General features: G+C 71.2%; 22 protein-coding genes. 6 read left to right on the top strand and 16 right to left on the bottom strand.

Annotation, left to right across the window (positions count from 1 at the left end; translation table 11 throughout):
* Nucleotides 1-336 precede the first annotated feature (336 nt).
* Entirely contained in the window at nt 337-2,694 is a 2,358-nt protein-coding gene (locus ACQBAT_RS02015) for a sodium-translocating pyrophosphatase (protein WP_420747281.1), read from the bottom strand.
* A 250-nt stretch (nt 2,695-2,944) separates the two neighbouring features.
* Here ACQBAT_RS02015 and ACQBAT_RS02010 point away from each other — a divergent pair, with 250 nt between their 5' ends.
* Together ACQBAT_RS02010 and ACQBAT_RS02005 are read left to right on the top strand one after the other, a co-directional pair.
* Nucleotides 2,945-5,329 carry a DEAD/DEAH box helicase gene (locus ACQBAT_RS02010; RefSeq protein WP_420747282.1) on the top strand — a complete coding sequence of 795 codons (2,385 nt, stop codon included), beginning with the start codon at nt 2,945-2,947 and terminating at the stop codon, nt 5,327-5,329.
* A 10-nt stretch (nt 5,330-5,339) separates the two neighbouring features.
* Nucleotides 5,340-5,879 (top strand): hypothetical protein, encoded by a 540-nt coding sequence (locus ACQBAT_RS02005; RefSeq protein WP_420747283.1) that lies wholly within the window; start codon nt 5,340-5,342, stop codon nt 5,877-5,879.
* A 13-nt stretch (nt 5,880-5,892) separates the two neighbouring features.
* On the opposite strand, the gene ACQBAT_RS02000 is transcribed toward ACQBAT_RS02005, so the two are convergent.
* The 7 genes from ACQBAT_RS02000 to ACQBAT_RS01970 all read right to left on the bottom strand — a co-directional run bounded on the left by ACQBAT_RS02000 (nt 5,893) and on the right by ACQBAT_RS01970 (nt 10,875).
* The gene (locus ACQBAT_RS02000; protein ID WP_427197739.1) at nt 5,893-6,261 is read right to left on the bottom strand and encodes an Rv3654c family TadE-like protein; all 369 of its coding nucleotides are present in this window, start codon (nt 6,259-6,261) and stop codon (nt 5,893-5,895) included.
* 188 nt (nt 6,262-6,449) lie between these two features.
* Nucleotides 6,450-6,779 carry a TadE family type IV pilus minor pilin gene (locus tag ACQBAT_RS01995; RefSeq protein ID WP_420747285.1) on the bottom strand — a complete coding sequence of 110 codons (330 nt, stop codon included), beginning with the start codon at nt 6,777-6,779 and terminating at the stop codon, nt 6,450-6,452.
* A gap of 32 nt (nt 6,780-6,811) precedes the next feature.
* On the bottom strand, nt 6,812-7,021 hold the full coding sequence (locus tag ACQBAT_RS01990; protein ID WP_420747286.1) for a DUF4244 domain-containing protein: 210 nt from the start codon (nt 7,019-7,021) through the stop codon (nt 6,812-6,814).
* Between the two features lie 245 nt (nt 7,022-7,266).
* The gene (locus ACQBAT_RS01985; protein WP_420747287.1) at nt 7,267-7,662 is read right to left on the bottom strand and encodes a type II secretion system F family protein; all 396 of its coding nucleotides are present in this window, start codon (nt 7,660-7,662) and stop codon (nt 7,267-7,269) included.
* Between the two features lie 167 nt (nt 7,663-7,829).
* Complete coding sequence (locus ACQBAT_RS01980) at nt 7,830-8,543, bottom strand: type II secretion system F family protein (protein ID WP_420747288.1); 714 nt, start codon at nt 8,541-8,543, stop codon at nt 7,830-7,832.
* Nucleotides 8,540-9,628: a TadA family conjugal transfer-associated ATPase gene (locus tag ACQBAT_RS01975; RefSeq protein WP_420747289.1), complete on the bottom strand. Its 1,089-nt coding sequence runs from the start codon at nt 9,626-9,628 to the stop codon at nt 8,540-8,542. The genes ACQBAT_RS01980 and ACQBAT_RS01975 overlap by 4 nt, the downstream gene beginning before the upstream one ends.
* Nucleotides 9,629-10,005: 377 nt before the next feature.
* Entirely contained in the window at nt 10,006-10,875 is an 870-nt protein-coding gene (locus ACQBAT_RS01970; protein WP_420747290.1) for a hypothetical protein, read from the bottom strand.
* A gap of 303 nt (nt 10,876-11,178) precedes the next feature.
* Between ACQBAT_RS01970 and ACQBAT_RS01965 the strand changes: the two genes are divergently transcribed.
* The gene (locus tag ACQBAT_RS01965) at nt 11,179-11,667 is read left to right on the top strand and encodes a phage holin family protein (RefSeq protein ID WP_420747291.1); all 489 of its coding nucleotides are present in this window, start codon (nt 11,179-11,181) and stop codon (nt 11,665-11,667) included.
* 54 nt (nt 11,668-11,721) lie between these two features.
* Here ACQBAT_RS01965 and ACQBAT_RS01960 read toward each other — a convergent pair whose 3' ends face one another.
* Both ACQBAT_RS01960 and nth read right to left on the bottom strand, forming a co-directional pair.
* Nucleotides 11,722-12,456 (bottom strand): NUDIX hydrolase, encoded by a 735-nt coding sequence (locus tag ACQBAT_RS01960; RefSeq protein WP_420747292.1) that lies wholly within the window; start codon nt 12,454-12,456, stop codon nt 11,722-11,724.
* Between the two features lie 40 nt (nt 12,457-12,496).
* The gene (gene nth, locus ACQBAT_RS01955) at nt 12,497-13,153 is read right to left on the bottom strand and encodes an endonuclease III (protein ID WP_420747308.1); all 657 of its coding nucleotides are present in this window, start codon (nt 13,151-13,153) and stop codon (nt 12,497-12,499) included.
* 132 nt (nt 13,154-13,285) lie between these two features.
* Between nth and ACQBAT_RS01950 the strand changes: the two genes are divergently transcribed.
* Entirely contained in the window at nt 13,286-13,963 is a 678-nt protein-coding gene (locus ACQBAT_RS01950; protein ID WP_420747293.1) for a Crp/Fnr family transcriptional regulator, read from the top strand.
* 6 nt (nt 13,964-13,969) lie between these two features.
* Here the strand turns inward: ACQBAT_RS01950 and ACQBAT_RS01945 are convergent, their stop codons facing one another.
* From ACQBAT_RS01945 to ACQBAT_RS01930, 4 genes are read right to left on the bottom strand one after another with little or no spacing between them, the layout of a single operon-like run.
* Complete coding sequence (locus ACQBAT_RS01945) at nt 13,970-14,836, bottom strand: MBL fold metallo-hydrolase (RefSeq protein ID WP_420747294.1); 867 nt, start codon at nt 14,834-14,836, stop codon at nt 13,970-13,972.
* The gene (locus ACQBAT_RS01940; protein WP_420747295.1) at nt 14,833-15,684 is read right to left on the bottom strand and encodes an NUDIX hydrolase; all 852 of its coding nucleotides are present in this window, start codon (nt 15,682-15,684) and stop codon (nt 14,833-14,835) included. Before ACQBAT_RS01940 ends, ACQBAT_RS01945 begins: the two co-directional genes overlap by 4 nt.
* 18 nt (nt 15,685-15,702) lie before the next feature.
* Nucleotides 15,703-16,185, bottom strand: a complete 483-nt coding sequence (locus ACQBAT_RS01935) for a RidA family protein (RefSeq protein WP_420747296.1) — start codon at nt 16,183-16,185, stop codon at nt 15,703-15,705.
* A gap of 1 nt (nt 16,186) precedes the next feature.
* Nucleotides 16,187-16,348 carry a DUF4177 domain-containing protein gene (locus tag ACQBAT_RS01930; protein WP_420747297.1) on the bottom strand — a complete coding sequence of 54 codons (162 nt, stop codon included), beginning with the start codon at nt 16,346-16,348 and terminating at the stop codon, nt 16,187-16,189.
* 35 nt (nt 16,349-16,383) lie between these two features.
* On the opposite strand from ACQBAT_RS01930, the gene ACQBAT_RS01925 reads away from it, so the two are divergent.
* Nucleotides 16,384-17,157, top strand: a complete 774-nt coding sequence (locus tag ACQBAT_RS01925; protein ID WP_420747298.1) for an alpha/beta hydrolase family protein — start codon at nt 16,384-16,386, stop codon at nt 17,155-17,157.
* Between the two features lie 39 nt (nt 17,158-17,196).
* The gene (locus ACQBAT_RS01920) at nt 17,197-19,821 is read left to right on the top strand and encodes a transglycosylase domain-containing protein (protein ID WP_420747299.1); all 2,625 of its coding nucleotides are present in this window, start codon (nt 17,197-17,199) and stop codon (nt 19,819-19,821) included.
* A gap of 84 nt (nt 19,822-19,905) precedes the next feature.
* Here ACQBAT_RS01920 and ACQBAT_RS01915 read toward each other — a convergent pair whose 3' ends face one another.
* Nucleotides 19,906-20,376, bottom strand: coding sequence for a GatB/YqeY domain-containing protein (locus ACQBAT_RS01915; RefSeq protein ID WP_420747300.1), 471 nt, complete (start codon nt 20,374-20,376; stop codon nt 19,906-19,908).
* Between the two features lie 91 nt (nt 20,377-20,467).
* On the bottom strand, nt 20,468-22,189 hold the full coding sequence (locus tag ACQBAT_RS01910; protein ID WP_427197738.1) for a DUF222 domain-containing protein: 1,722 nt from the start codon (nt 22,187-22,189) through the stop codon (nt 20,468-20,470).
* Between the last annotated feature and the right edge of the window lie 94 nt (nt 22,190-22,283).

Here is a 22,283-nt window from a genome sequence, read left to right as displayed (position 1 = left end):
GACTTGTCGTCACCGGGGACCCGACTTGTCGTCACCGGGGACCCGACTTGTCGTCACCGGGGACCCGACTTGTCGCGACCGGGGACCCGACTTGTCGTCACCGGGGACCCGATCTGCATCTCACCCGGGCGACCCGCGGACTTTCAAACATGCACAACGTCCCGTATGCCGCCGCCCACCTGCAGGTTCTCCGCGGACCGAGTCGTTGTGCACGTTTGAATGACCCGCTGAGCGAGGTCAGGTGAGCTCCTCTACCGGGCCGAACGCGCGAAAGGCGCGACACCGGTGGTGTCGCGCCCTTCACGGGGGTCGGCCGAACAGCACGGCCGGGTGGCATCAGCTCTCGGTCAGCACCTCGGCCTGCTCCGGGGAGTCGTCGCCGATCGCAATGTCGCGCCGCTTGGAGACCACGACCGCGGCGACGATGACACCGGTCGCGACCAGGGCGATACCCCAGCGGATCAGGTCGTTGGCGTTCTCGCCGTAGGTCAGGCCGATGATCGCCGGGGCGATGAGCAGCGCGACCAGGTTCATCACCTTGATCAGCGGGTTGATGGCCGGACCGGCGGTGTCCTTGAAGGGGTCGCCGACGGTGTCACCGATGACGGTGGCCTCGTGGGCCGGGGTGCCCTTGCCGCCGTGGTGACCGTCCTCGACGATCTTCTTGGCGTTGTCCCAGGCGCCACCGGAGTTGGCCAGGAAGACCGCCATCAGCACGCCGGTGCCGATCGCGCCGGCCAGGTATCCGGCGAGCGCGCCGACGCCCAGGCCGAAGCCGACGGCGATCGGGGCGAAGACCGCGAGCAGACCCGGGGTGGCCAGCTCACGCAGCGAGTCGCGGGTGCAGATGTCCACGACGCGGGCGTACTCCGGCTTCTCGGTGTAGTTCATGATGCCCGGCTTCTCGCGGAACTGGCGGCGCACCTCGAAGACGATCGCGCCGGCGGCGCGGGTCACGGCGTTGATCGCCAGGCCGGAGAAGAGGAAGACCACGGCGCCACCGATGAGCACGCCGACGAGGGCGCGCGGGTCGAAGACCAGGAAGGACTGGAAGACGTCCGCGGTGGCCTCGGTGCCCACATCGCCGAGCGCCTGGGCGATGGCGTCCCAGTAGGACCCGAACAGCGCGGTGGCCGCGAGGACCGCCGTGGTGATCGCGATGCCCTTGGTGATGGCCTTGGTGGTGTTGCCGACCGCGTCCAGCTCGGTGAGGATCTGGGCGGCCTCACCGTCGACGTCACCGGACATCTCGGCGATGCCCTGAGCGTTGTCCGAGACCGGGCCGAAGGTGTCCATGGCGACGATGACCCCGACGGTGGTGAGCAGACCACAGCCGGCCAGGGCCACGAAGAAGAGCGACATGATCAGTGAGCCGCCGCCGAGGGTGAACAGCGCGAAGACCGCGGCCGCGATGGTGACCGCGGTGTAGACCGCAGACTCCAGGCCGACGCCGATGCCGGACAGGACCACCGTGGCCGGACCGGTGAGGGAGGTGCGGGCCACGTCGTTGGTGGGCTTGGACTCGGTGCCGGTGAAGTAGCCGGTCAGCCACAGGATGAAGGCCGCCAGCACGATGCCGATGACCACGGCGATCGCGGCGCCGAGCGCCGGGTTGATCGCGAGGTCGCCGGCCGAGCCGAGCATCTCCAGGGCCCCGCCGGTGACGGTGCCGGACAGATCGCCACCAGTCAGCTCCGAGGCGCTGGTGGGCAGGAAGATGAAGGCTGCGGCGGCGGAGGCCACAGCAGCGATGCCGGCCGAGATGTAGAAGCTGCGGTTGATCGCCTGCAGGCCGTTCTCGCCCGGGCGAGCCTTGGTGATGTAGACGCCGAGGATGGCGGTGAGGACACCGATCGCCGGGATGATCAGCGGGAAGGTGAGGCCGCCGTGCACGCCGAGCGCCGCGGTGCCGAGGATGAGCGCCGCGACGAGGGTGACGGCATACGACTCGAACAGGTCGGCGGCCATGCCGGCGCAGTCACCCACGTTGTCGCCGACGTTGTCGGCGATGGTGGCGGCGTTGCGCGGGTCGTCCTCGGGAATGCCGGCCTCGACCTTGCCGACCAGGTCGGCGCCCACGTCGGCCGCCTTGGTGAAGATGCCGCCGCCGACGCGCATGAACATGGCGAGCAGCGCGGCGCCGAAGCCGAAGCCCTCGAGGACCTTGGCAGCCTCACCCTGGTAGATCAGGACGACGAGCGCCGCGCCCAGCAGGCCCAGACCCACGGTCGCCATCCCCACGGTGCCGCCGGTGCGGAAGGCGATCCGCATGCCGTCGTCGCGACCGGTGGTGCGGGCGGCCTCGGCCACCCGCATGTTGGCGGCGGTGGCCAGGTTCATGCCCAACCAGCCGATGAAGGCGGAGAAGCCGGCGCCGAAGAGGAAGGCGACCGAGCGTCCGATCCGGACCGACATGTCGCCGGGCAGGATCAGCAGCAGGAAGAAGGCGACAACGGCGAAGATGGCCAGGGTGCGGAACTGGCGGGTCAGGTAGGCCGACGCACCCTCCTGCACGGCGCTGCCGATCTCCTGCATCGACTCGGTGCCGGGCGAGGCCGCGAGGACCTCTCGACGGAACATGAAACCGAAGACGAGAGCGACGAGCGCGATGCACAGCACCACGACGACGATCGAGGTGTCGGCGCCGGAGAGCGAGACATTGCTCGCGGCGGCAGCGACGGGGACTGGGGACATGACAGCCTCCTCAGGCGGACCCGCGACGTCCTTGGCAGCGGGCGACGGCGCTGGGCAACCCCGGCGCGGTTTGGTGGGACCCCGTCACTGTAGGCGACGGCACCGACTGGCGTCGGCCGCCGACATGGTGTGTCGTGTGCGCGCCCAATGATACCTGCGGGGGTTGATCGATGTCGTGAGGGGGGCTGCGGCCTGCCTCTCGGTCACGGAGTCAGGTCTGTCGGTGGCTCGGCGTAGCGTGGTTCGCACGATGAGCCACCCCGATCACACCCAGCCCGACCACACCCCGGGTGTCGACGCAGCCTCCGCCCTCGACCCTGCCTCCACCTTCGACCCTGCCTCCGCCTTCGACCCCGCCGCCACCCTGGAGCACCTGAGCCGGGGCACCCGGGCCGAGCGGCTCGTCCATGTGCGCACAGTCTCGGCGCGCGAGGGGCGCACCGTCGACTGGCCGGACTGGGTTGCCCCGCCGGTCACGGCCGCTTTTCACGGCGAGGGGATCACGCGGCTGTGGGAGCACCAGGCGCGGGTGGCCGAGCTCGCCCACTCCGGTCAGCACGTCGTGGTCTCGACCGGGACGGCGTCCGGCAAGTCGATGGGCTACCTGCTGCCCGTGCTGTCGGCCCTGCACGACGGCCTGCATGCCGCGAGTGGGCGCGGCGCCACTGCGCTCTACCTGGCCCCTACCAAGTCGCTGGGCGCGGACCAGGCCGCGCGTCTGCATACCCTCGCGGTCCCCGGCGTGCGGGTGGCGACGCTGGACGGCGACACCCCCACCGAGGAGCGGCGGTGGGTGCGCGACCACGCGCACTACGTGCTCACCAATCCCGACCTCCTCCACCACACGCTGCTGCCCGGGCACGAGCGCTGGCGCTCCTTCCTGCGGGCGCTGCGCTTCGTGGTGGTCGACGAGTGCCACGTCTACCGGGGCGTCTTCGGTGCCCACGTCTCGGCCGTGCTGCGGCGGCTGCTGCGCCTCGCCGCCCGGTATGGCGCAACCCCCACCGTCGTCCTCGCCTCCGCCACCGTGGCGGACCCCCAGGTCCTGGGCAGCACGCTGCTCGGGCAACCGGTCACTGCGGTGACCGAGGACGCCTCCCCGCGGCAGGAGATGGTCGTGGGTCTGTGGCGCCCACCGGAGCTGGAGGACGGTCGACGTCGAGGGACGACCGCTGAGACCGCCTCGGTGCTCGCCGACCTGGTCGCCGCCGGCGTCCAGACCGTGGCCTTCGCGCGCTCCCGGCCAGACGTCGAGGTGGTGGCTGCGCGGGCCCGCGAGTCGCTGGGGCCGGGCGAGGACGCGCCCCGGGTAGCGGCCTATCGCGGGGGCTACCTGCCCGAGGAGCGGCGGGAGTTGGAGCACGACCTGCGCGAGCGTTCGATCATGGGCTTGGCCGCGACCACGGCGCTGGAGTTGGGCATCGACATCGCCGGCCTGGATGCCGTGGTGATCGCGGGTTGGCCCGGGACCCGTGCCTCCTTCTGGCAGCAGGCCGGGCGGGCCGGGCGACGCGGACAGAAGTCCCTGGCCGTGCTGGTCGCCGCCGACGACCCGTTGGATACCTACCTGCTCGAGCACCCCGAGCTCATCTTCGACGCCCCGGTCGAGGCCTGCGTCCTGGATCCGGAGAACCCGTACGTCCTCGGCCCCCACCTCGCGGCAGCCGCTGCTGAGCTCCCTTTGACCAAGGAGGACGTGCAGTGGTTCGGGCCATCGGTGCCCGACCTGGCCGAGCAGTTGGTGGCCGGTGGGGCGCTGCGCCGCCGCCCGACCGGGTGGTTCTGGACCAGGCAGGAGCGACCGACCGACCACCTGCAGCTGCGGGATGCGGGTCAGCCCGTCCAGATCGTGGACTCCCGCAGCGGGCGGGTGCTGGGGACGGTCGATGAGGAACGCGCGCTGACCACAGTCCACGCCGGCGCGGTCTATGTGCACCAGGGCGAGCCGTATGTCGTCACCGACCTGGACCTGGAGGCCAGCGTCGCGATGGTGGTCGCTGGTGATCCCGGATGGTCGACGCGGGCGCGGAGCGAGAGCACCTTCCGCATCCGGGCGACCGAGGAGGTCGCGGCGTGGGGGGCTGCGCTGCTGTGTCGGGGCCGGGTGGAGGTCACCACGCGGGTCACCTCCTTCCAGCGGGTCCTGCCCACCGGTGAGGTGCTCGGGCAGCATCCCCTCGACCTGCCCGAGCGCACGCTGCTGACTCAGGGAGTGTGGTGGAGCCTGCCCGCTGAGGAACTGGCTCTGGCCGGGATCACCGAGGAGGGCACGCCGGGCGCTTTGCACGCTGCCGAACACGCCGCGATCGGGATGCTGCCCCTGCTGGCCAGCTGCGACCGGTGGGATCTGGGTGGGATCTCCACCGCGCACCATCCGGACACCGGACTGCCCACGGTGATGGTCTTCGACGGTCATCCGGGCGGCGCGGGCTTCTCCCGGCGGGCTTTCGACCTGGCGCCGACCTGGCTCACCACCACCCGGGACCTCGTGGAGGCGTGCACGTGCCCCACAGGCTGCCCACGCTGCGTGCAGTCGCCCAAGTGCGGCAGCGGCAACGACCCACTCGACCCGGACGGAGCCGTTGCCGTGCTCTCGCACCTGTTGTCCGAGCGCGAGGTCCCGGCGCTCGGCTAGTCTCTGGCACGTGCTGCTCATCGGTCTGCTCCTGGTCCTTCTCGCCGCCGCGGTGATCACCTACGTCGTGGTCGCGACCGCTGGCATGCCGGACGTCCGGCTCGACTACGGCATCCTCAACCTGGACCTGCCGCCGCTCTGGCTCTTCCTCGCCGGGCTGCTGACGCTGGCTGTCGCCGCCCTGGGGTTCTGGATGATCGGCGCGGGCGCTCGCGCCAAGGCCCGGCACGCCAAGGAGGTGCGCGAGCTGCGCAAGCAGGCCAAGGCCTCCGACCGCCGCGCGGAGCGCTCGGGTGATGCGACCGCGCCCCGCGACCGACTTGCTCGTGGTTCCTCCGCTCCTGCTGGCGGTGGTGTCGGAAACGGTGCGGGCCGCACTGCGAGCACTCCGGGGGTGAGCCCGGCCGCAGGGAACACCACGACGGGGAACACCTCGACCGGCAGCTCCTCCCCCGGCGCCGGCGCGCACGGGGATGGACCGGCTCGACCCGGGACGGTCCCGGGACCCGGCGGCGACACCGAGCGCAGCCGTCTCGACCTCGACCGCTGACGGGCTTCGTCGCCTATCCCCTGTCCAGGGGCACTCCGCCCGCCCGTGCCGTGACTCGCACGGTCCACGGAGTGCCGAGCACCGGTCTGGTGACCTCTACCTGAACCGGCGTCGACACGCTGGGTGCCGCACCCGCCCCGCTCCCCGTCGCCGCTGGTGCTACATCACAGGAGGTCATCTCGGCTTCGTGTCGGTCGGCCAGCTCGGCGGCAAGGGCGCAGGCCCCGGCCAGGTCATGGCCCTCCACCATGCGACCGGCCGCAGCCAGAGCTGACAGATCGGCCGCCGTGCGGGCTCGCTGCCCCGCGACCACAACGGCGGTGATGACGAGCCCGGCGACGAGGACGGCCGTGACGACGCCGATCAAGCCGACCGCGAGCACGGTGCCGCTGCCCCGTTCCCGATCGTGTTCCGGGGCCGGTCCGGGATCGCGCTCCGGGGCCAGTCCCGGGGCCGGTTCCGGACCGCGCTCCGGGACCAGTTCCCGGGCCGGTTCCGGACCGCGCTCAGGGGCCCCCTCGGTCTCGCGGTGACCTGCGTGAGCACTCCTCGCGACCACGCCCCCCGGTCTCACCGGTGCGCTCCAGGCTCCAGCACGGCTTCGGCGGTGGCCGTGGCGGCGGGCAGGAACCTCAGATGCCGGTTGCGCGCCGGCGCTCGGACCTCGACGAAGACCGATCCCGAGATCCCGGTCATCACTACCTCAGAACCCTCCGGTGCACGCGAGGTGGCCAGCGCCACGACAGTCTCGCTCGGCTCGCCGCGGGACGCGGCGCGCGCTGCCACGCGCGCCGCGTCCTCGCACCGCACCTGGTCGATCCCCAAGGTCAGCCCCGTCAGGGCGAGCGCGAGCACGAGGATCACGGCGGGCAGCGCTAGCGCGAGCTCGGCCGTCGCCATGCCTGCCTCCGTGCCCCTCGGCCCGCGCCGACTCACAGCGACACCGAGAGCGCGGCCGTGATGACCGTCGTGACCAGACCCTCGACGGCACCGGACTTGATCACTGCGAGCAGCAGCGCCGCGAAGGCACAGGCTGCGATGGTGCCGACGGCATACTCCGCGGTGGACATGCCCGCCTCGCGCGCCTCCCGCAGGTGTGCCAGGGACACGGCCAGCTTCGTGCGGATCATCTTCTTCTTCATGTTCCCCTCCTCATGGGTTGGCCTCGCCTCGGACGAGGCGACGACCTGCGACCAGCCTCGGCGTCCGCGCAGAGACCTGCCAGAGCCGAGGTGGGATCTGTGGACAGTGGCGGTGACGCAGCGATGATGTGGACGACGTGACCGGTCGAGAGGCGCATCTCCGCTGCCACCCTGCATGTGCAGGAGCGGTGCGTGAAAGTGCGGCGTGTGAACGTGCCGTGCGTGAAGGTCCGAAGCGACGATCCTCACCAGGCCAGGTCCTGAGTCAGCGCCAGGACGACCGGAACGATCGTGATCAGCACGAAGGCGGGCAGGTAGCCTAGGCCGAGCGGCAGCACCAGCCGCACTCCCAACCTGGCGGCGGCCACCTCCACCTCGGCCACCGCATCGCGCCGCAGGTCCTGAGCGGCGCGGACGAGGGCCTCGCCCGGGGCCACACCGGCTCGCGCGGCCAGATCGAGGCAGCGCCGGGCCACCGACCACCTGGGTCCGGCAGCAGCCCAAGCCTGACCCGGGTCTTCTCCCCGGGTCAGGGCGTGAGCCACGGCGGCGAGTTCTTCGCCGTAGTCGACAGGCAGCTGGTCTGCCACCAGTCTCGCGGCCGCCCCGAGGGAGCATCCGCCGGCCAGGGCGAGCGCCATGAGTTCCAGGGCCTGTGGGATCAGTTCACCCTGCCCAGGGGCGGGCGCCTCGGCCGGTGATCTGGTCCTGCGCGACGGCGCTTTCGGGGTCCATCGCTCGCGGCGCGACGCGGTCCCGACGAACACGCAGGCCGCCGCGGCCAGGCTGAGGAGCAGGGCAAGCACGGTCAGGCCGCCCGTCGCCGGACCGCTGCCACCATGCGATCCACGACGAGATAGCCACCGGCCAGCAGGAACAAACCGAAGCCTGCGGAGGCCAGCGCGATCGGCGTGGAGTAGAGCTCGGTGGGCATGATGCCCAGCACCGCAGCCAGGCCCACACCGGCCACGGGGAGCAAGGTCAGCACCATGGCAGAGGCCCGCGCCCCGGCCACGGCGACCTGGACGGATCTCAGGACGCGGTGGCGCTCCCGCGCGGAGGCCGCCCCGGCCCGGACGGCACTGGCCAGCGGTGCCCCACTGGCCGACGCGACGGCCCAGGCGCGAGCGAGGGCGGCGAGGGTCGAACTGCGCTCACGGCGCGCCAGGCGTGCCCAGGCCGGGCCGAGCGGCTGCCCCAGGTCGACAGCACGGAGCAAGTCGGACCACGCCGGCCGCAGATCCTCGTCCGCCCCGATCGAGGATTCGAGCGCCACCCGGAGCGCGCGGTCGGTGGGCAGGCCTGCTTCCAGCCCCGCCGCGAGGGCGTCCAGGAGGTGCACCTCCCACGGGTCCGTCTCCTCCTTCTCACCCATCAGGCTCTGGATCCGCTCCCAGGCCTTGGCCAGCACCTGGGTCAGCGGGTCGGCTTGACCGGGCGCCGCATCGTCGGCACGGTCCCCCGGTGTGTCCGAGCTGCGTCCCCGACGTGCGACTCCGAGCCCATCCACGTCAGAGCTCACGGGCTGCCGCCCGTCGTTGCCTGACGCGACTGCCCACCAGACTCCACCGGCATGTCGGTGTCGATCGACAGCTGCCTCGCAAGGTCCGGCCAGCCCGGGCCAGCCACCCACCGTCCTGACTCACGCCGGAGTCCAGTCACGGTAACCGCCTCCCCCGATGAGCTCCGTCGCACCAGCGCCACCTCGGTCAGCCTCCGCCGCCCGTCCTGCACCCGGGCCACGTGCAGCACGACCTGGACCGCGCTGCAGAGTTGGGCGTGCACGGCTGCGGGCGACATCGACGCGAGCGCACCCAGCGCCTCCATCCGGCTGACCACCTCGCTGGCCGCGTTGGCGTGGACGGTCCCGCAGCCGCCCTCGTGCCCGGTGTTGAGAGCGCTCAGCAGTTCGCGGACCTCGGCACCGCGCACCTCCCCCACCACGACACGGTCCGGTCGCATCCGCAAGGACTGCCGGACCAGGGTGGTCAGCGTCACCTCGCCCCGTCCCTCGACATTGTTGGTGCGGCCCTGGAGATAGACCACGTGGGGATGCGCCACCATCAGCTCACGGACGTCCTCGACGACCACCATGCGCTCGAGGGCAGCGACTTCCGCCAGCATCGCGGCCAACAGGGTCGTCTTCCCCGAACCGGTGCCACCGGTCACCAGGAACGATCTGCGCGTAGCCACCACCGCCCGCACGACCCGATCAGCCACCTCATCGAGCGCGCCCCACCGACGCAGCTCACCCAACGACGGTGCCTGGGTGCGCCGAAGCCGCAAGCTGATGTGCGCGCCGCCGCCGACCAGCGGCGGCAGCACGGCATGCAGCCGGACACCCCCGGGCAGGAGCCCGTCGACCCAGGGCGAGGCGTCGTCGAGACGAGCTCCGGACAGCGCAGCCAGCCGGACGGCCAATCGACGAACCGTGCGTTCGTCGCTCAGCGGCACCCCGGCCGGCTCCACCCCCTGGCCCCGGTCCACCCACACACCGTCATCGCCATTGATCAGGACGTCGGTGACCTCCGGGTGACGCAGCAGCGGCGCGACCGGGCCAAGGGCAGCCTGCAGGGAGGCGAGATGAGCATCGGTGTCCCCAGTCATGCCAGCCACCCTCCAAACCTGCTCTGAGGGAAACAAGCGGATCACGCTGCGCTGTGGATGCTCGAGGCACGGGCGACGACCATGTGGATGACCGGCGGGCGCACGGGACCACATCACGAGGACAACCGCGCGGCGACCGTGTTCGGCTGCACGACCGTGGCAGAAAAAGTTCCGGGAAAGGGGACGGCCCCGGCGGGGGGGAAGCCGGGGCCGTCGGTGCCCAAGGCTAGGGGGGGATAGCCCTGAACACCCGCGCTACGACTCTTGCGAGGAGCGCTGTACTCATCAGTATGCACCCCGCGCGCGCCAGATGCAAGTGCCTGACAGAACTTTTGTGAACGCTCACTTAACAGCGCCCGCTCGCCCTGGGGCTCGCCTCAGCCGAGGCGCCCCGCGCGCACCGCATCGGCGACCCTGACCCCTTCGGCAGCCGCGCGCCGAACCGCCTCGGCGACATGCAGCAACCACAGCCGGACACCCTCCGGATCACCGCACGCATACGCGCCCAGCGCCCCGCGATAGTCGGTCCCCGCACGGTCGGCATGGCCAACCTCAGGCACCGCCACCCCCGTCGGATCCAGACCTCCCACCCGCAGGATCGTGCGCTCCACAGCCCGCGCCACCAGCGCGTTGCCCAACCCGAAGGGACGCACCGTCACCAGCTCGGCATGGACGACGGCAGCCACGAGCAGCACCGGCCCCGTCCCGGACGGCACCGAGGAGATCAGTTCGTGCACCATCGCCAGTCGGGAGCGCACCTCCGCCGGCGTGGGCAAATCCCCCAACTCTGCCCACTCCGGGCAGTCCTCACCCGGCCCGCGCGGACGGCCCACTCGAGCAGGGGGCAGCAGGTCGCCGACCGCCGCAGCGTGCAGGCCAGCCAGCACCTGGCCAGGGGCGCCCAGGTGGGTCGCCCCCAGCCGCTCCGTGGCCGAGGTGACCCGGACGGCGCCGGCGAGCACACGCCATACGGGATCCTCGGGACGCTCAGCGAAGGTGCGGGCGCCGCGCACCAGATCGCGCACCAGGTCCACGCTGTGCTGGGACCCCGCGGGTTCCGCGCCCTCGAGCAACGCACTCGCCGCGGCGCCCCGCACCCGGGACTCGGCGGCGGCCTCGGGGATCCGCCGCCGCAGCCCCTCGTGCCACCGCAGCGAGGTACAGGCGTCCCGCGCCTCGGCCACCGCGTCGGCCACTCCCGGAAGCTGCTCCAGGCGCATCAGGGCATCGGTCGTGGCGGCGCTCACCCGGCCACTGTAGATGTCACCGCGGCAGGTGTTGAGAGCCCCGTGTTCTTTAACAACTCGTGACCTGTCCCGACTTCTTTTGGCGGAGCAAACCTGGCATGCTTGGCCACATCGACGAGGCGGCGGCCACGGGCCGCCCCACCGGCTGTCACGGGACCGGAGTCGACTGGGCCCGCCCGACGCATACAGGGGGTGTCGGGCGGGCCCACACTTATTTCTTCAGGCCTCCTTCAGCACCCGCGGGCGCCGCTCGGGGACCGAGCCGACCTGCGTCGCCCCCCTGCCCGAGATACCATCCGGGACATGAGCACTCCCGTCGAACCTGGCAAGCAGACCCTTGTGACCCACACCAGTGAGCGCACCATCGGCCAGTTGGTCAGCGACGTCTCCACCGACCTTTCGCAGATCGTGCGCGGCGAGATGGAACTCGCCAAGACCGAGCTCATGGCCTCCGCGCAGCACGCCGGAAAGGGCGCCGGGATGCTCGTGGGCGCTGCCGTAGTGGCGCTCTACGGCCTGGGCCTGCTCTTCCTCGGCCTCGCCGCGGTCATCGCGATCTGGCTGCCCTGGTGGGCCGGCATCCTGATCATGGCCGGCGTCCTCTTCCTGGTCGCCGGGATCCTGGCGCTCATCGGGCGCAAGCAGGTCAAGCAGGTCAACCCCAAGCCGGAGGCGGCGATCGAGCACGCCCAGGAGACGGTCGAGGCGCTGAGGACGGCTCCGGCCAAGTTCAAGGGTGGCGAGGCCGCTCGCCCGGTGGCCGCGCTGGAGACCGCTGACAAGCAGGGCTGAACCCTGAGCGGCGGAGACTGAGCGGCCCGGGTTGAGTCCCGCGGCTCCGCAGCCTCAGGAGATCTCCCGCACCCGGCCCTTGTCCCACGGTCGGGTGAGCCCGGCGAGTTCGAGCACGCGGTCGAGCACGCCGGCGGTGAAGCCCCAGACGAGCAGTCCGTCGACATCCCACGCCGGTCCGATGAAGCCGCTGGGGTGGCGCACCTGGAAGCGGTGGGCCGGGTCCACGAGCCAGCTCACCTCCGGCAAGACGACGCGCTCGACCTCGCGCGGATCCTTCGCCCACAGCTGGTGGGGCGCGGGCTCACGCCACCAGCCGAGCACCGGCGTCACGTCGTAGCCGCTGACCGGGATGTGCAGGGTGGGCAGCGGCCCGAGCACGTCCACGCCGGCCGGGTCCAGGTCGATCTCCTCCCACGCCTCCCGCAGCGCGGTCGCGGCGGCGTCCACGTCACCCTCCTCCGTGCCGCCGCCGGGGAAGGCCGGCTGGCCAGCGTGCGAGCGCATGTCGTGGGCGCGTTCGGTGATGACGACGCGAGCATCGAGGTGCGAGTTGGCCCCGGCGTCGGCGCGTGCGTTCTGCGGGTGGGGCGCGCCGCCCGTGCCGGCTGCGCCACTCGCGCCAGGCAGGAAGAGCACGAGCACCGCTGACTGCCGCCGCCCGCCCTCCGGTGGCGGCAGGAACCGGCTGAACCGCTCCCCCGGGATGCTGGGGATCCGCTCAACCAGGTCGGTCAACCACCCCGGAGGCCCGTATGCCGCAACTCCCGCCTCCTGCGTCCGCGCCACAGAGCGTGACTCACCGGACGCCACAGAGCGTGGCTCACCCTCAGCCACGCGGCGCCGTCCGCAGCAGGGCCTGCGCCTTGTCGGGGTCGGTCTCGCCCACCCCGTAGGACGGGCACAGGCGCGCGACCGGGCAGGCGCCACAGGCCGGGCGTCGGGCGTGACAGGTGCGCCGGCCATGGAAGATCAGCACGTGGGACAGCTGCGTCCAGTCCTTGCGCGGGAAGAGCGCTCCGACGGCGTGCTCGACCTTGACCGGGTCCTCCTCATCGGTCCACCCGAACCTGCGCACCAGCCGTCCGAAGTGGGTGTCGACCGTGATCCCCGGCACCCCAAAAGCGTTGCCCAGCACCACATTCGCGGTCTTACGCCCCACCCCCGGCAGCGTCACCAGATCCTTGAGCCGCCCGGGCACCTGGCCGTCAAAGTTCTCCACCAGCGCCGCGGCGAGCTTGAGCAGGCTGTCGGTCTTGGCCCGGAAGAAGCCCGTCGGCTGGATGATCGTCTCCACCTCGGTGCGATCGGCCCCCGCGAGCGCCCGGGCGTCGGGATAGCGCGCGAACAGGATGGGCGTCACGCCGTTGACCCGCACATCCGTCGTCTGGGCTGACATCACGGTCGCGACGAGTAGCTGGAAGGGGTTCTGAAAGTCCAGCTCACAGTGCGCGTCGGGATAGCGCTGCTCCAAGATCCGCCCCATCCGACGGGCCCGCCGGGTCAGGGCCAACGGGGTCTCACCGGTCGGGGTCTGCGTGCTCACCACTCCAGCGTAGACGTGACCCGCGACACACCTAGCCGCCCCCGCACGCCCGCGACGTGCCACTATGTCCACGTGGACCGGACCGTCGTGATGAAGGCACCGCTGTTCTCCGCGCTCGCCGAGGGGGACGCCGAGCGCCTCATGGAGTCCATGACCCCGCACCGGCTCGCCCGGGGCGAGGTCGTCTTCCGTGAGGGTGATCCCGGCGACAGTCTCTACGTCGTCCTCTCCGGCAAGGTCAAGCTCGCCCGCACCTCCGGCGACGGCCGCGAGAACCTGCTCTCGGTGCTCGGCCCCGGCGAGATGTTCGGCGAGCTCAGCCTCTTCGACCCCGGCCCGCGCCTCACCACCGCCTATGTGGTGTCGAACACCGAGTTCATCTCGCTCGGCAACGAGGCCCTACGCGCCTATCTCGCCGACCACCCCGAGGTCGCGATGCAGATGCTGGCGGGCCTGGCCCACCGGTTGCGCCGCACCAACGAAGGCCTGTCCGACCTGGTCTTCACCGACGTGCCGGGCCGCGTGGCCAAGGCGCTCCTCGACCTCTCCGACCGTTTCGGTCGCCGCACCGACATCGGCCTGCTCGTGGCCCATGACCTCACCCAGGAGGAGCTCGCGCAGCTGGTCGGCGCCAGCCGGGAGACGGTCAACAAAGCGCTCGCCGACTTCGCGCACCGTGGGTGGCTGCTGCTGGGGGCCAAGTCGGTCACCCTGCTCGACGTGCACCGGTTGCGTCGCCGCGCCCGCTGATCGGGCTCAGACCTCGCCGAGGTAGTCCAGTTGCGCCAGCACGCTCTGGCGCGCCGCCGGCCAGACCGCGCGCGGCACGTCCGCGTAGACCCGCTCCACGACGCGGTCGGCCAGATCCTTGCCGTCTCCGGCACCCGCCCCACCGTCCATCTCGTTGAGGCCGTCCAGGTCGTCCAGTTCGCCCAGGTCGCCCAGCTCCGCCAGCGCGGCCCGCACCTGGTCGAGCCGCTCGTGCCGGTGGGTCAGGTAGTGCTCGATGGTCGCCGCCGCGTCCTCGACGACGGGCCCGTGGCCAGGTGCGAGGGCGCTCACCTTGTCCTCGCGGCTCAGCTCAGCGAGCCGCTCCATGGAGTCCAGGTATGACGTGAGGTCCCCATCCGGGTACGCCACCACCGTGGTCCCTCGCCCCAGGATCGTGTCGCCGGTGAGCAGCAGCCGCTCGGCCGGGAGCAGGAAGGAGACTGAGTCTGCGGTATGGCCGGGCGTGGCCACCACGACCAGCTCCAGGCCGCCCACCCGCAGCACCTCACCGTCGGCCAGGACCTCGCCCCGGCCGGCCCCACGCACCGGGGCGCCGGTGAGCTCGGCCCACCGCTCAGCAGCCTCGGCATGGTCGAGGTGGCTGTGGGTGAGCAGGGTCAGCGCGACCCGGGCACCCCGCTGCGCCACGTGGTCCAGCACCGCCTGCAGGTGGCCCTCGTCCAGCGGGCCCGGATCGACCACCACGACCTCATCGCTGCCCGGCTCGGCCAGCACCCAGGTGTTGGTGCCGTCCAGGGTCATCGGGGAGGGGTTGGGGCAGAGCACGCACACCGCGCGCTCGCCCCAGGCGCCGCCCTCCCAGGACGGGTGCGCGGAGGTGGGAGACGTCATACGGGCATCCTCATCCACACGGCGCCGGAATGCTCGACCGGCCACGGGAGCACCCGGGTGACCGGGACCGGCTCGGACAGCCAGGCGTCCAGCGCTTCGGCGCCGGGCGCGATCTCGGCAAGCTCCTCCAGCATCACCTCGGTCGGCGGCAGGAGCACCTCCCGCCCCTGCGCGAAGGCCGCCAACACCTCGGTGGGCCGCGCCCAGGCCACCCGCTCGGACTCACTCGTCATCGCGTCGGCGACCTGCCCGGACGGCATCCTGGCGGCGAAGAACCGGGTGTCATAGCGGCGCGGCTCACAGACCGGCGTCGTCCAGTGCCCGCGCAACGCGAGCAACTCGGTGCGCAGCACCAGGCCGAGCCGGGTCAGCATCTCGGCGAAGCTCTGCGAGCGGTCCAGCAGTCCGGACCGCTCGGCCTCCCAGGACGGGTCGGTGAGGTCGGTGATCACGTGGCCGGAGGTCTCGGGATCCCCGGCGAGCAGCACCCCGCACTCCTCGAAGACCTCACGCGCAGCGGCGATCACCAGCTCGCGCGCGCGGTCCTCGTCGGTGTCGAGGCGGGCGGCCCACTCCTGCGGGCTCGGACCGCTCCACGGGAGGTCCGGGTCGGCGTCACGCGGGTCGACCCCACCGCCGGGGAAGGCGACCATCCCCGGCGCGAACGGCATCGTCGAGGCGCGCCTGATGACGAAGACCTCGACGCCGTCGGCCGCCTCGCGCAGGAGCATGACGGTCGAGGACGGCTTGGGGGTGGACTCGGTGCGTTCGGCCTCGGGCGTGTCCAGCCAGGCGCGCGACTGCTCCGCCACCAGGGCCGGCATCGGGAAGTCGCGGTAGTCGCTCACGGCTGGCGGCCCGTGGTCCTACTCGACCGCGACGGTGATCTCGACCTCGACCGGGGTGTCCAGCGGCAGCACCGCGACGCCCACGGCCGAGCGCGCGTGCACGCCGGCGTCACCGAAGGCCGCGCCGAGCAGGTTGGACGCGCCGTTGATCACGCCGGGCTGACCGGTGAAGGCCGGGTCCGAGGCGACGAAACCGACGACCTTGACGACCCGGACCACCCGGTCCAGGTCCCCGATGACCGACTTCACCGCGGCGATCGCGTTGAGCGCGCACAACTCGGCCAGGCTCGCCGCCTCCTCCGGGGAGACCAGACCCTCGCCCTCGCCAACCTTGCCGACCGCCGGGAGCTGGCCGTCGACGAAGGGCAACTGGCCGGAGGTGAAGACGAGGTCACCGTGCTGCAGGGCCGGGACGTAGGAGGCGACCGGGGCGGCCACCTCGGGGACGCTGTGGCCGAGCTCGGCGAGGCGTTGCTCGACGGCGGACTGGGCGGTCGTCATCTCAGGCCTTCGGGCGCTTGAGGTAGGCGACCAGGCCGGTGCCATCCGGGCCGGGCACGACCTGGACCAGCTCCCAGCCGTCCTCGCCCCACTGGTCGAGGATCTGCTTGGTCGCGTGGATGATGAGGGGGACGGTGGCGTACTCCCACTGCTGCTGAGTCATGGGCCCGACGATACTGGCCCGGCGATACTGGCCCCATGTCGGACCGTTCGATCCTGGATCACCCTGAGCTCCCGCCGGGGCGCGTCGTGCGGCGTGGACCGTTGCCGCACCAGGTGCACGAGGTCTTCGGCGATCCGATCTCGGCGCGGGCCTGGGTGGTGCTGATCCACGGTGGCTTCTGGCGGGCCGAGTGGGACCGCACCCACCTGCGCCCGCTCGCCAAGGCCCTGTCCGAGTCCGGGTATGCCGTCGCTCTCCTGGAGTACGTCCGCGCCGGGATGGCGGGGGGTGGCTGGCCGGGGACCTTCGAGGATGTGGCGGAGGGGTTGGCTGCGGTCCGGACGGAGAATGCGGACCTCGGTAGGGGCGACACTCCCGTCGTGCTGGTCGGCCACTCGGCCGGTGGGCATCTCGCGGCCTGGCTGCTGCACCGCCCCGAGGCTGTCGGCGTCCGCGGAGCGGTCAGCCTCGCGGGCTGCCTCGATCTGCACCTCGTGGCCGAGCTGGGGCTGGATGACGGGGCCGCAGAACTGCTGATGGGTGCTGCTCCCGACACCCAGCCAGCCCGCTGGGAGGCGGCGGATCCTGCGCGGAGGGGGGAAACGCCATACGGGATGGGGGTGGTGCACGGCGACGCGGACGAGTGGGTGCCGATCGAGGTCTCCCGGTCGTGGTGGCGCGCGTGTGCCAGGCCAGGGCGGGACCGGATGCGGGAGCTCGCGGGCGTCGGTCACTTCGCCCTGATCGACCCGACCGCGGCGGCGTACGAGGTGCTGATCGAGGAGATTGAGGCCCTGGCGCGTCCGTGATACCACGGAATCCTCAGGAAACTCCCGTACCGTGGGGCTATGCGCTCTGCCTTGACTGCTGCTCGGATGACCTCGCTCCTCGGGGTCTTCCTCGCCGTGTCGATGCTCATGGGCATCATCGCAGCCGGTCTGGTCGCGCCCGTCGTGGGGGCCGCGGGCTTCGCCGCCCGCGAGGGCGTGGGCATGTTCGACCGGCTCCCCGGTGACCTGGAGCAGAACCCGCTCGCGCAGCAGTCCCGGATTCTGGCCGCCAACGGCGCCGTCCTCGCCACGCCGGCCGAGGAGAACCGGATCATCGTGGACAGCGAGGATATCTCGCAGTACATGAAAGACGCGCAGGTCGCGATCGAGGACGAGCGCTTTTTCCAGCACGGTGGCATGGACATCGAGGCGCTGGCGCGCGCCGTGGTCACCAACACCACGAGCGACAGCACCCAGGGTGGATCGACGCTGACCCAGCAGTACATCAAGCTGGCGCTGCAGCAGGAGGCGCTGCGCAACCGCGACACCGAGGCGGCCGCAGCCGCCCAGGCCCGGACCGGCACCGCCGGCTACATCCGCAAGCTGCGTGAGCTCAAGTACGCCGTGACCCTCGAGGAACGGCTCACCAAGGACGAGATCCTGGTCGGCTACCTGAACCTGGCGTACTACGGCGACCGGGTCTACGGCGTGGAGGCCGCCGCCCGCCACTACTTCAACGTCAAGGCCAAGGACCTGTCCATCTCGCAGGCCGCGACCCTGGCCGGCGTCGTGCGCGCGCCGAGCACGACCAACCCGGTCGCGAACGCCGAGCTGGCCACCCAGCGGCGCAATGTGGTGCTGCAGAAGATGTACGCCCTCGACATGATCACCGAGCAGGAGTACGAGGAGGCCAAGGAGCCGACCGTCGCCGAGCTCATCGACGGCAACCTGACCGACAGCCAGCGGTCCTGCCTGAACTCGCGCAACCCCTACTTCTGCGACTACGTGACCGCGTGGCTGCTGCAGCGCCCCGAGTTGGGCGACACCCCCGAGGCGCGCCTGGAGGCCTTGAACACCCGCGGCCTGACCGTGCACACGACGCTGGACATGGACATGTCGAGCGAACTGCGCAAGATCCTGCGTGAGGCCACCCCGGACAACCAGTACCACATCGGCTCGGCCGCCTCGGTCGTCGAGCCCGGCACGGGACACGTCCTCGCCTTCCACCAGTCGAGCCGCTACTCCTACGAGGAGTCCAGCGACCGGATCCGCTCCACGGCCGTCAACTGGAATGTCGACACCCGCTATGGCGGACCGGGTGGCATGCAGATCGGCTCGATCGCCAAGGCATACACGCTCGTGGAGGCCTTGGAGAAGGGCATCCCGGTCGAGGCCGACCTGAAGATCGAGGACCCGGGTATCGCCGACCCCTCTGGCGTCTGGCTCGACAACCCGGATGACCCGCAGCCGATCACCGAGCAGACCCACCCCGTCGGTGTCTTCAAGCAGGAGGACTTCCAGGAGGGCTGCACCATCGGTGAGGACTACTGGACCGTCCGGAACGCCCAGGACGAGAACCACGACCCGGAGATCTCGCTGCGCGTGGCCTCCGCGCTGTCGGTCAACACCGCCTTCGCCACCCTGGCCTCCCAGGTCGGCACCTGTGACATCCGCGACACGATGGAAAAGATGGGGATGCACCAGGGCGACGGCTCCGAGCCGGACTCCTTCCCGCCCTCGATCGTGCTGGGCTCGGACTACGGCTCGCCGCTGACGGTCGCCGCGTCCTACGCCACCTTCGCCTCCGGCGGCATCTACTGCGAGCCGGTGCCGGTGACCAAGATCGAGGACGCTGACGGCAACGAGATCCCGCTGGACCTGCCTGGTTGCGAGCGGGTCATCGACGAGGAGGTCGCCCTCGGCGCCGTCGAGCTGCTCAAGGGCGTCATCGACATCAACGGCTCCGGTTGGCGCGCTGAGCTCGAGGGTGACCGCCCCGCCGGTGGCAAGACCGGAACGAACGACAACTCGACCCACACCTGGTTCGCGGGCTTCACCCCGCAGTTGTCCACTGCCGTCTTCGTCGGTGGCCGGATCGGCAACTCCCAGCCCTACAGCGGTGACCTGGTGGACATCACCATCGGAGACACCCAGATCGAGGGTCCGCTCTTCGGGTCCTCCTTGGCTGCGCCGACCTGGAAGAAATTCATGGACTGGGCGCTGGCCGATGAGCCGATGGAGGACTGGGAGACCCCGTCCGAGGAGATCATGAACGGCAAGCGGGTCACCATCCCCAGCGTGATCGGGATGAGCGAGACCGACGCGCAGGAGGCACTGCGTGACGCGGGCCTGACCGGCAGCATTCAGCGGGTGCCCTCCGGCCAGCCCGAGGGCACGGTCGTCTACACGACTCCGGGTGTCGGCTCCTCGATCCGGACCGAGACCCCGGTGGTGCTTCAGGTGTCGACCGGGCGTTCCGCTCCGGCGCCGCAGGCCCCGCGGCCGACGACTCCTCCCCGGCAGAACTCGCCCTCGCCGGCTCAGCCGAGCCCGTCACCGAGTCCGAGTCCGTCGCCGAGCCCGTCACCGTCGCCGAGCCCGAGCCCGAGCCCGTCACCGAGCCCGAGCCCGTCACCGGCCCCGAGCCCGCCGGCTCCGTCGGTGCCGGCCCCGCCCGGGGACGACGAGGGAGACGAGGGCTGAGCTGAGGTCGAGTCCCCGAGCCCAGGGGATCGACTGAACTCGGATCGAGCCTGAGTTCAGCCGGCCAGGTGCGCCGGGGTCGGGTCAGGATTGAAGCGCGGACCGCACGGCAGCGGCCACCCGGCCGCCCTCTGCACGGCCGGCGACCTTGGGCGTGATGGCCTTCATCACCTGGCCCATCGCCGCCATGCCTTCGACGCCGAGCTCGTCAACGGTCTCCTGGGCCATAGTGGCCAGCTCAGCGTCGTCGAGCTGAGCAGGGAGATAACCCTCGAGCACCGCCAGCTCTGCCTCCTCCTGCTCAGCGAGCTCGGCGCGACCGGCGTCGGTGTAGGCCTCGGCCGCCTCACGGCGCTTCTTGGCCTCCTTGGCGACCACCTTGAGGACCTCGCCCTCGGAGAGCTCACGGTGTTCCTTGCCCGCGACCTCTTCGTTGGCGATCGCGGTCAGCGCCATCCGAAGCGAACCCGCGCGCACCTTGTCCCGGGAGCGCATGGCCTCGGTGAGGTCGTGCTGGAGGGTGGCCTTCAGGCCGGTCTGCTGGGCATTGGTCATGCCGTCAGTCTCTCACCCGTCGCATCGGGTTTTTGTCCGCAGCGGGCGTGCTGGTGCCGCCCCGGCGTGGTGGTCCGGGGCGTCTGGGGGCTCAGGCGCTGGCTGGTTCGTCGTCGCTGTCGCTGCTGTGGTGGGTGCTGCGGCGGCTGGTGTCGCTGCGGGCGGTGGGTCGATGCCCGCTGTGATCTGAGCTCTTGGCGCACTGGTCTGAGCTCGTGACGCTGTGATCTGGGTTCTCGACGGTCCGGTGAGGGGTTTGGGCGGTGTGTGGTGGTCGGCCGAGGTGGGTGTCGAGCAGTACCCCGGGGCCGCGGTAGTCGCTGGCCTGGGGGGTGTTCTGCCGGTCGCGGTGGCGGGCCAGGTTGCACCGTTGGCACAGCCCTTGCCCGTCCTGCACGGTGCTGGTCCCGCCCTCGGAGTGCGGGATCAGGTGATCGATGTCGCGGATCGGGGCACCGCACCACGGGGTGCGACAGGTCCGGTCCCGGGCGATGATGAACGCCCGCGCAGCCCCGGTGAAGAACCGTTTGCGCGGATCCCGACAGACCAACGTCCCGGTCACCGGGTCGGTGTACAACCGCCGCACCCACGCCCGCGCCACCTTCACCACCGAGGCCCCACCCGAACCACCCGACCCAGAACCCCCGGGCGGCTCGTGCTCAGGGCCAAGGTCCGACTTCGACTTCGGTTGGGGCTCCGGCTCGGGGCCGGGCTCGGGTAGGGGTGATGGCGTGTTGGTCGGGAGGTGACCGTGGAGCAGGGCACAGTCGAAGCTGGTGCAGCGGGCCCCGTCCGGACAGACCCCGGCTGCCTCGCCCGCGGCCGCTCGTGGCGGCGGCGGTGCGGCGTCCTCGCCCGGCTCGGCGGGCTCCTGGCCGGGCTGGTCGGGTGCTTGGCCGGGCTCGGCGGGCTCCTGGTCGGGCTGGTCGGGTGCTTGGAGGTCGTGGGGGCGTAGGAGGTCGCGGGCCAGGGGTGCGGGGATGGGTCCGTACCCGATCAGGTCAGCCGGGTCGCTGTCTCCGGCGAACAGGGCCGTGTCGCTCATCACGAGCCCGATCTCGACATCGATCCCGTCCACGATCGTGCGCCCGGTCAACCGGGCGAACACCTCATCAGCCATCAGCTGGTTCACCGTGCGCGGATCCCCACTAGCTCTCGCGGTGACCGCGTGCTGCTGGAGAGCGTTATAGGCAGCGATCCCCATCGGCGCCGGCAACCTGGCGCTCAACAACGACATCACATCCGGGGTCGGGCGGATCGAGACCCCCCGGTCTTGCGCGGCCTTCCGGGCCCGGTTGACGAACCCTGCAGGGTCCAGCTCATACACCAACGCCGCCACCGCAGCACTGATCTCCCGGGTGGACATCCCTGCCAGCTCCGGCGCCAGACGGGTATCGACCTGCGCCCGATCCTGCGGGTCCAGCGTCGTGGTCGCCTCAGAAATGATCCTGGCCTGGTACCCGTTGATCACCCCCGACTCCAACGCCGCCAACGTCTTAGGCAACTCGGCCACCAGAGCCTTCGCGGTGGTCAGATCCCGCGACCCCCAGTACGGCGAGGTCTTGCGCGCGGTCGCCAGATCATCAGCCACCGCTTGGGCCCGCCGCCGCACCGGCACCCCCGCCTCCTTCTGCGCATCCCACTGCGAATCCGCGAACGCCACCTGCACCCGAGCACCCACCCCCGCCACCGACCGGGACAAATCCTCCAAAGACCGCAGAAGCTCGAGCCGGTCATCATCCGACAACCCAGTCAGGTCGGCACCGATCAGGGTCGTGGCCCAGGTGCGGACTTCGTCGGTGATCGTGCTCATCCTCGCCACCCCTCCCGGCGCTCTCGTCTTCGTACATACATCCTAAGCGCCACCACCGACACACCCCACCCCCACGCACCCATCTGTGGACAAC

This window comes from Ornithinimicrobium pulveris, assembly GCF_050261105.1.
In the GTDB taxonomy this organism is placed as follows: domain Bacteria; phylum Actinomycetota; class Actinomycetes; order Actinomycetales; family Dermatophilaceae; genus Ornithinicoccus.
This window is presented reverse-complemented; position numbering and strand designations above follow the sequence as displayed.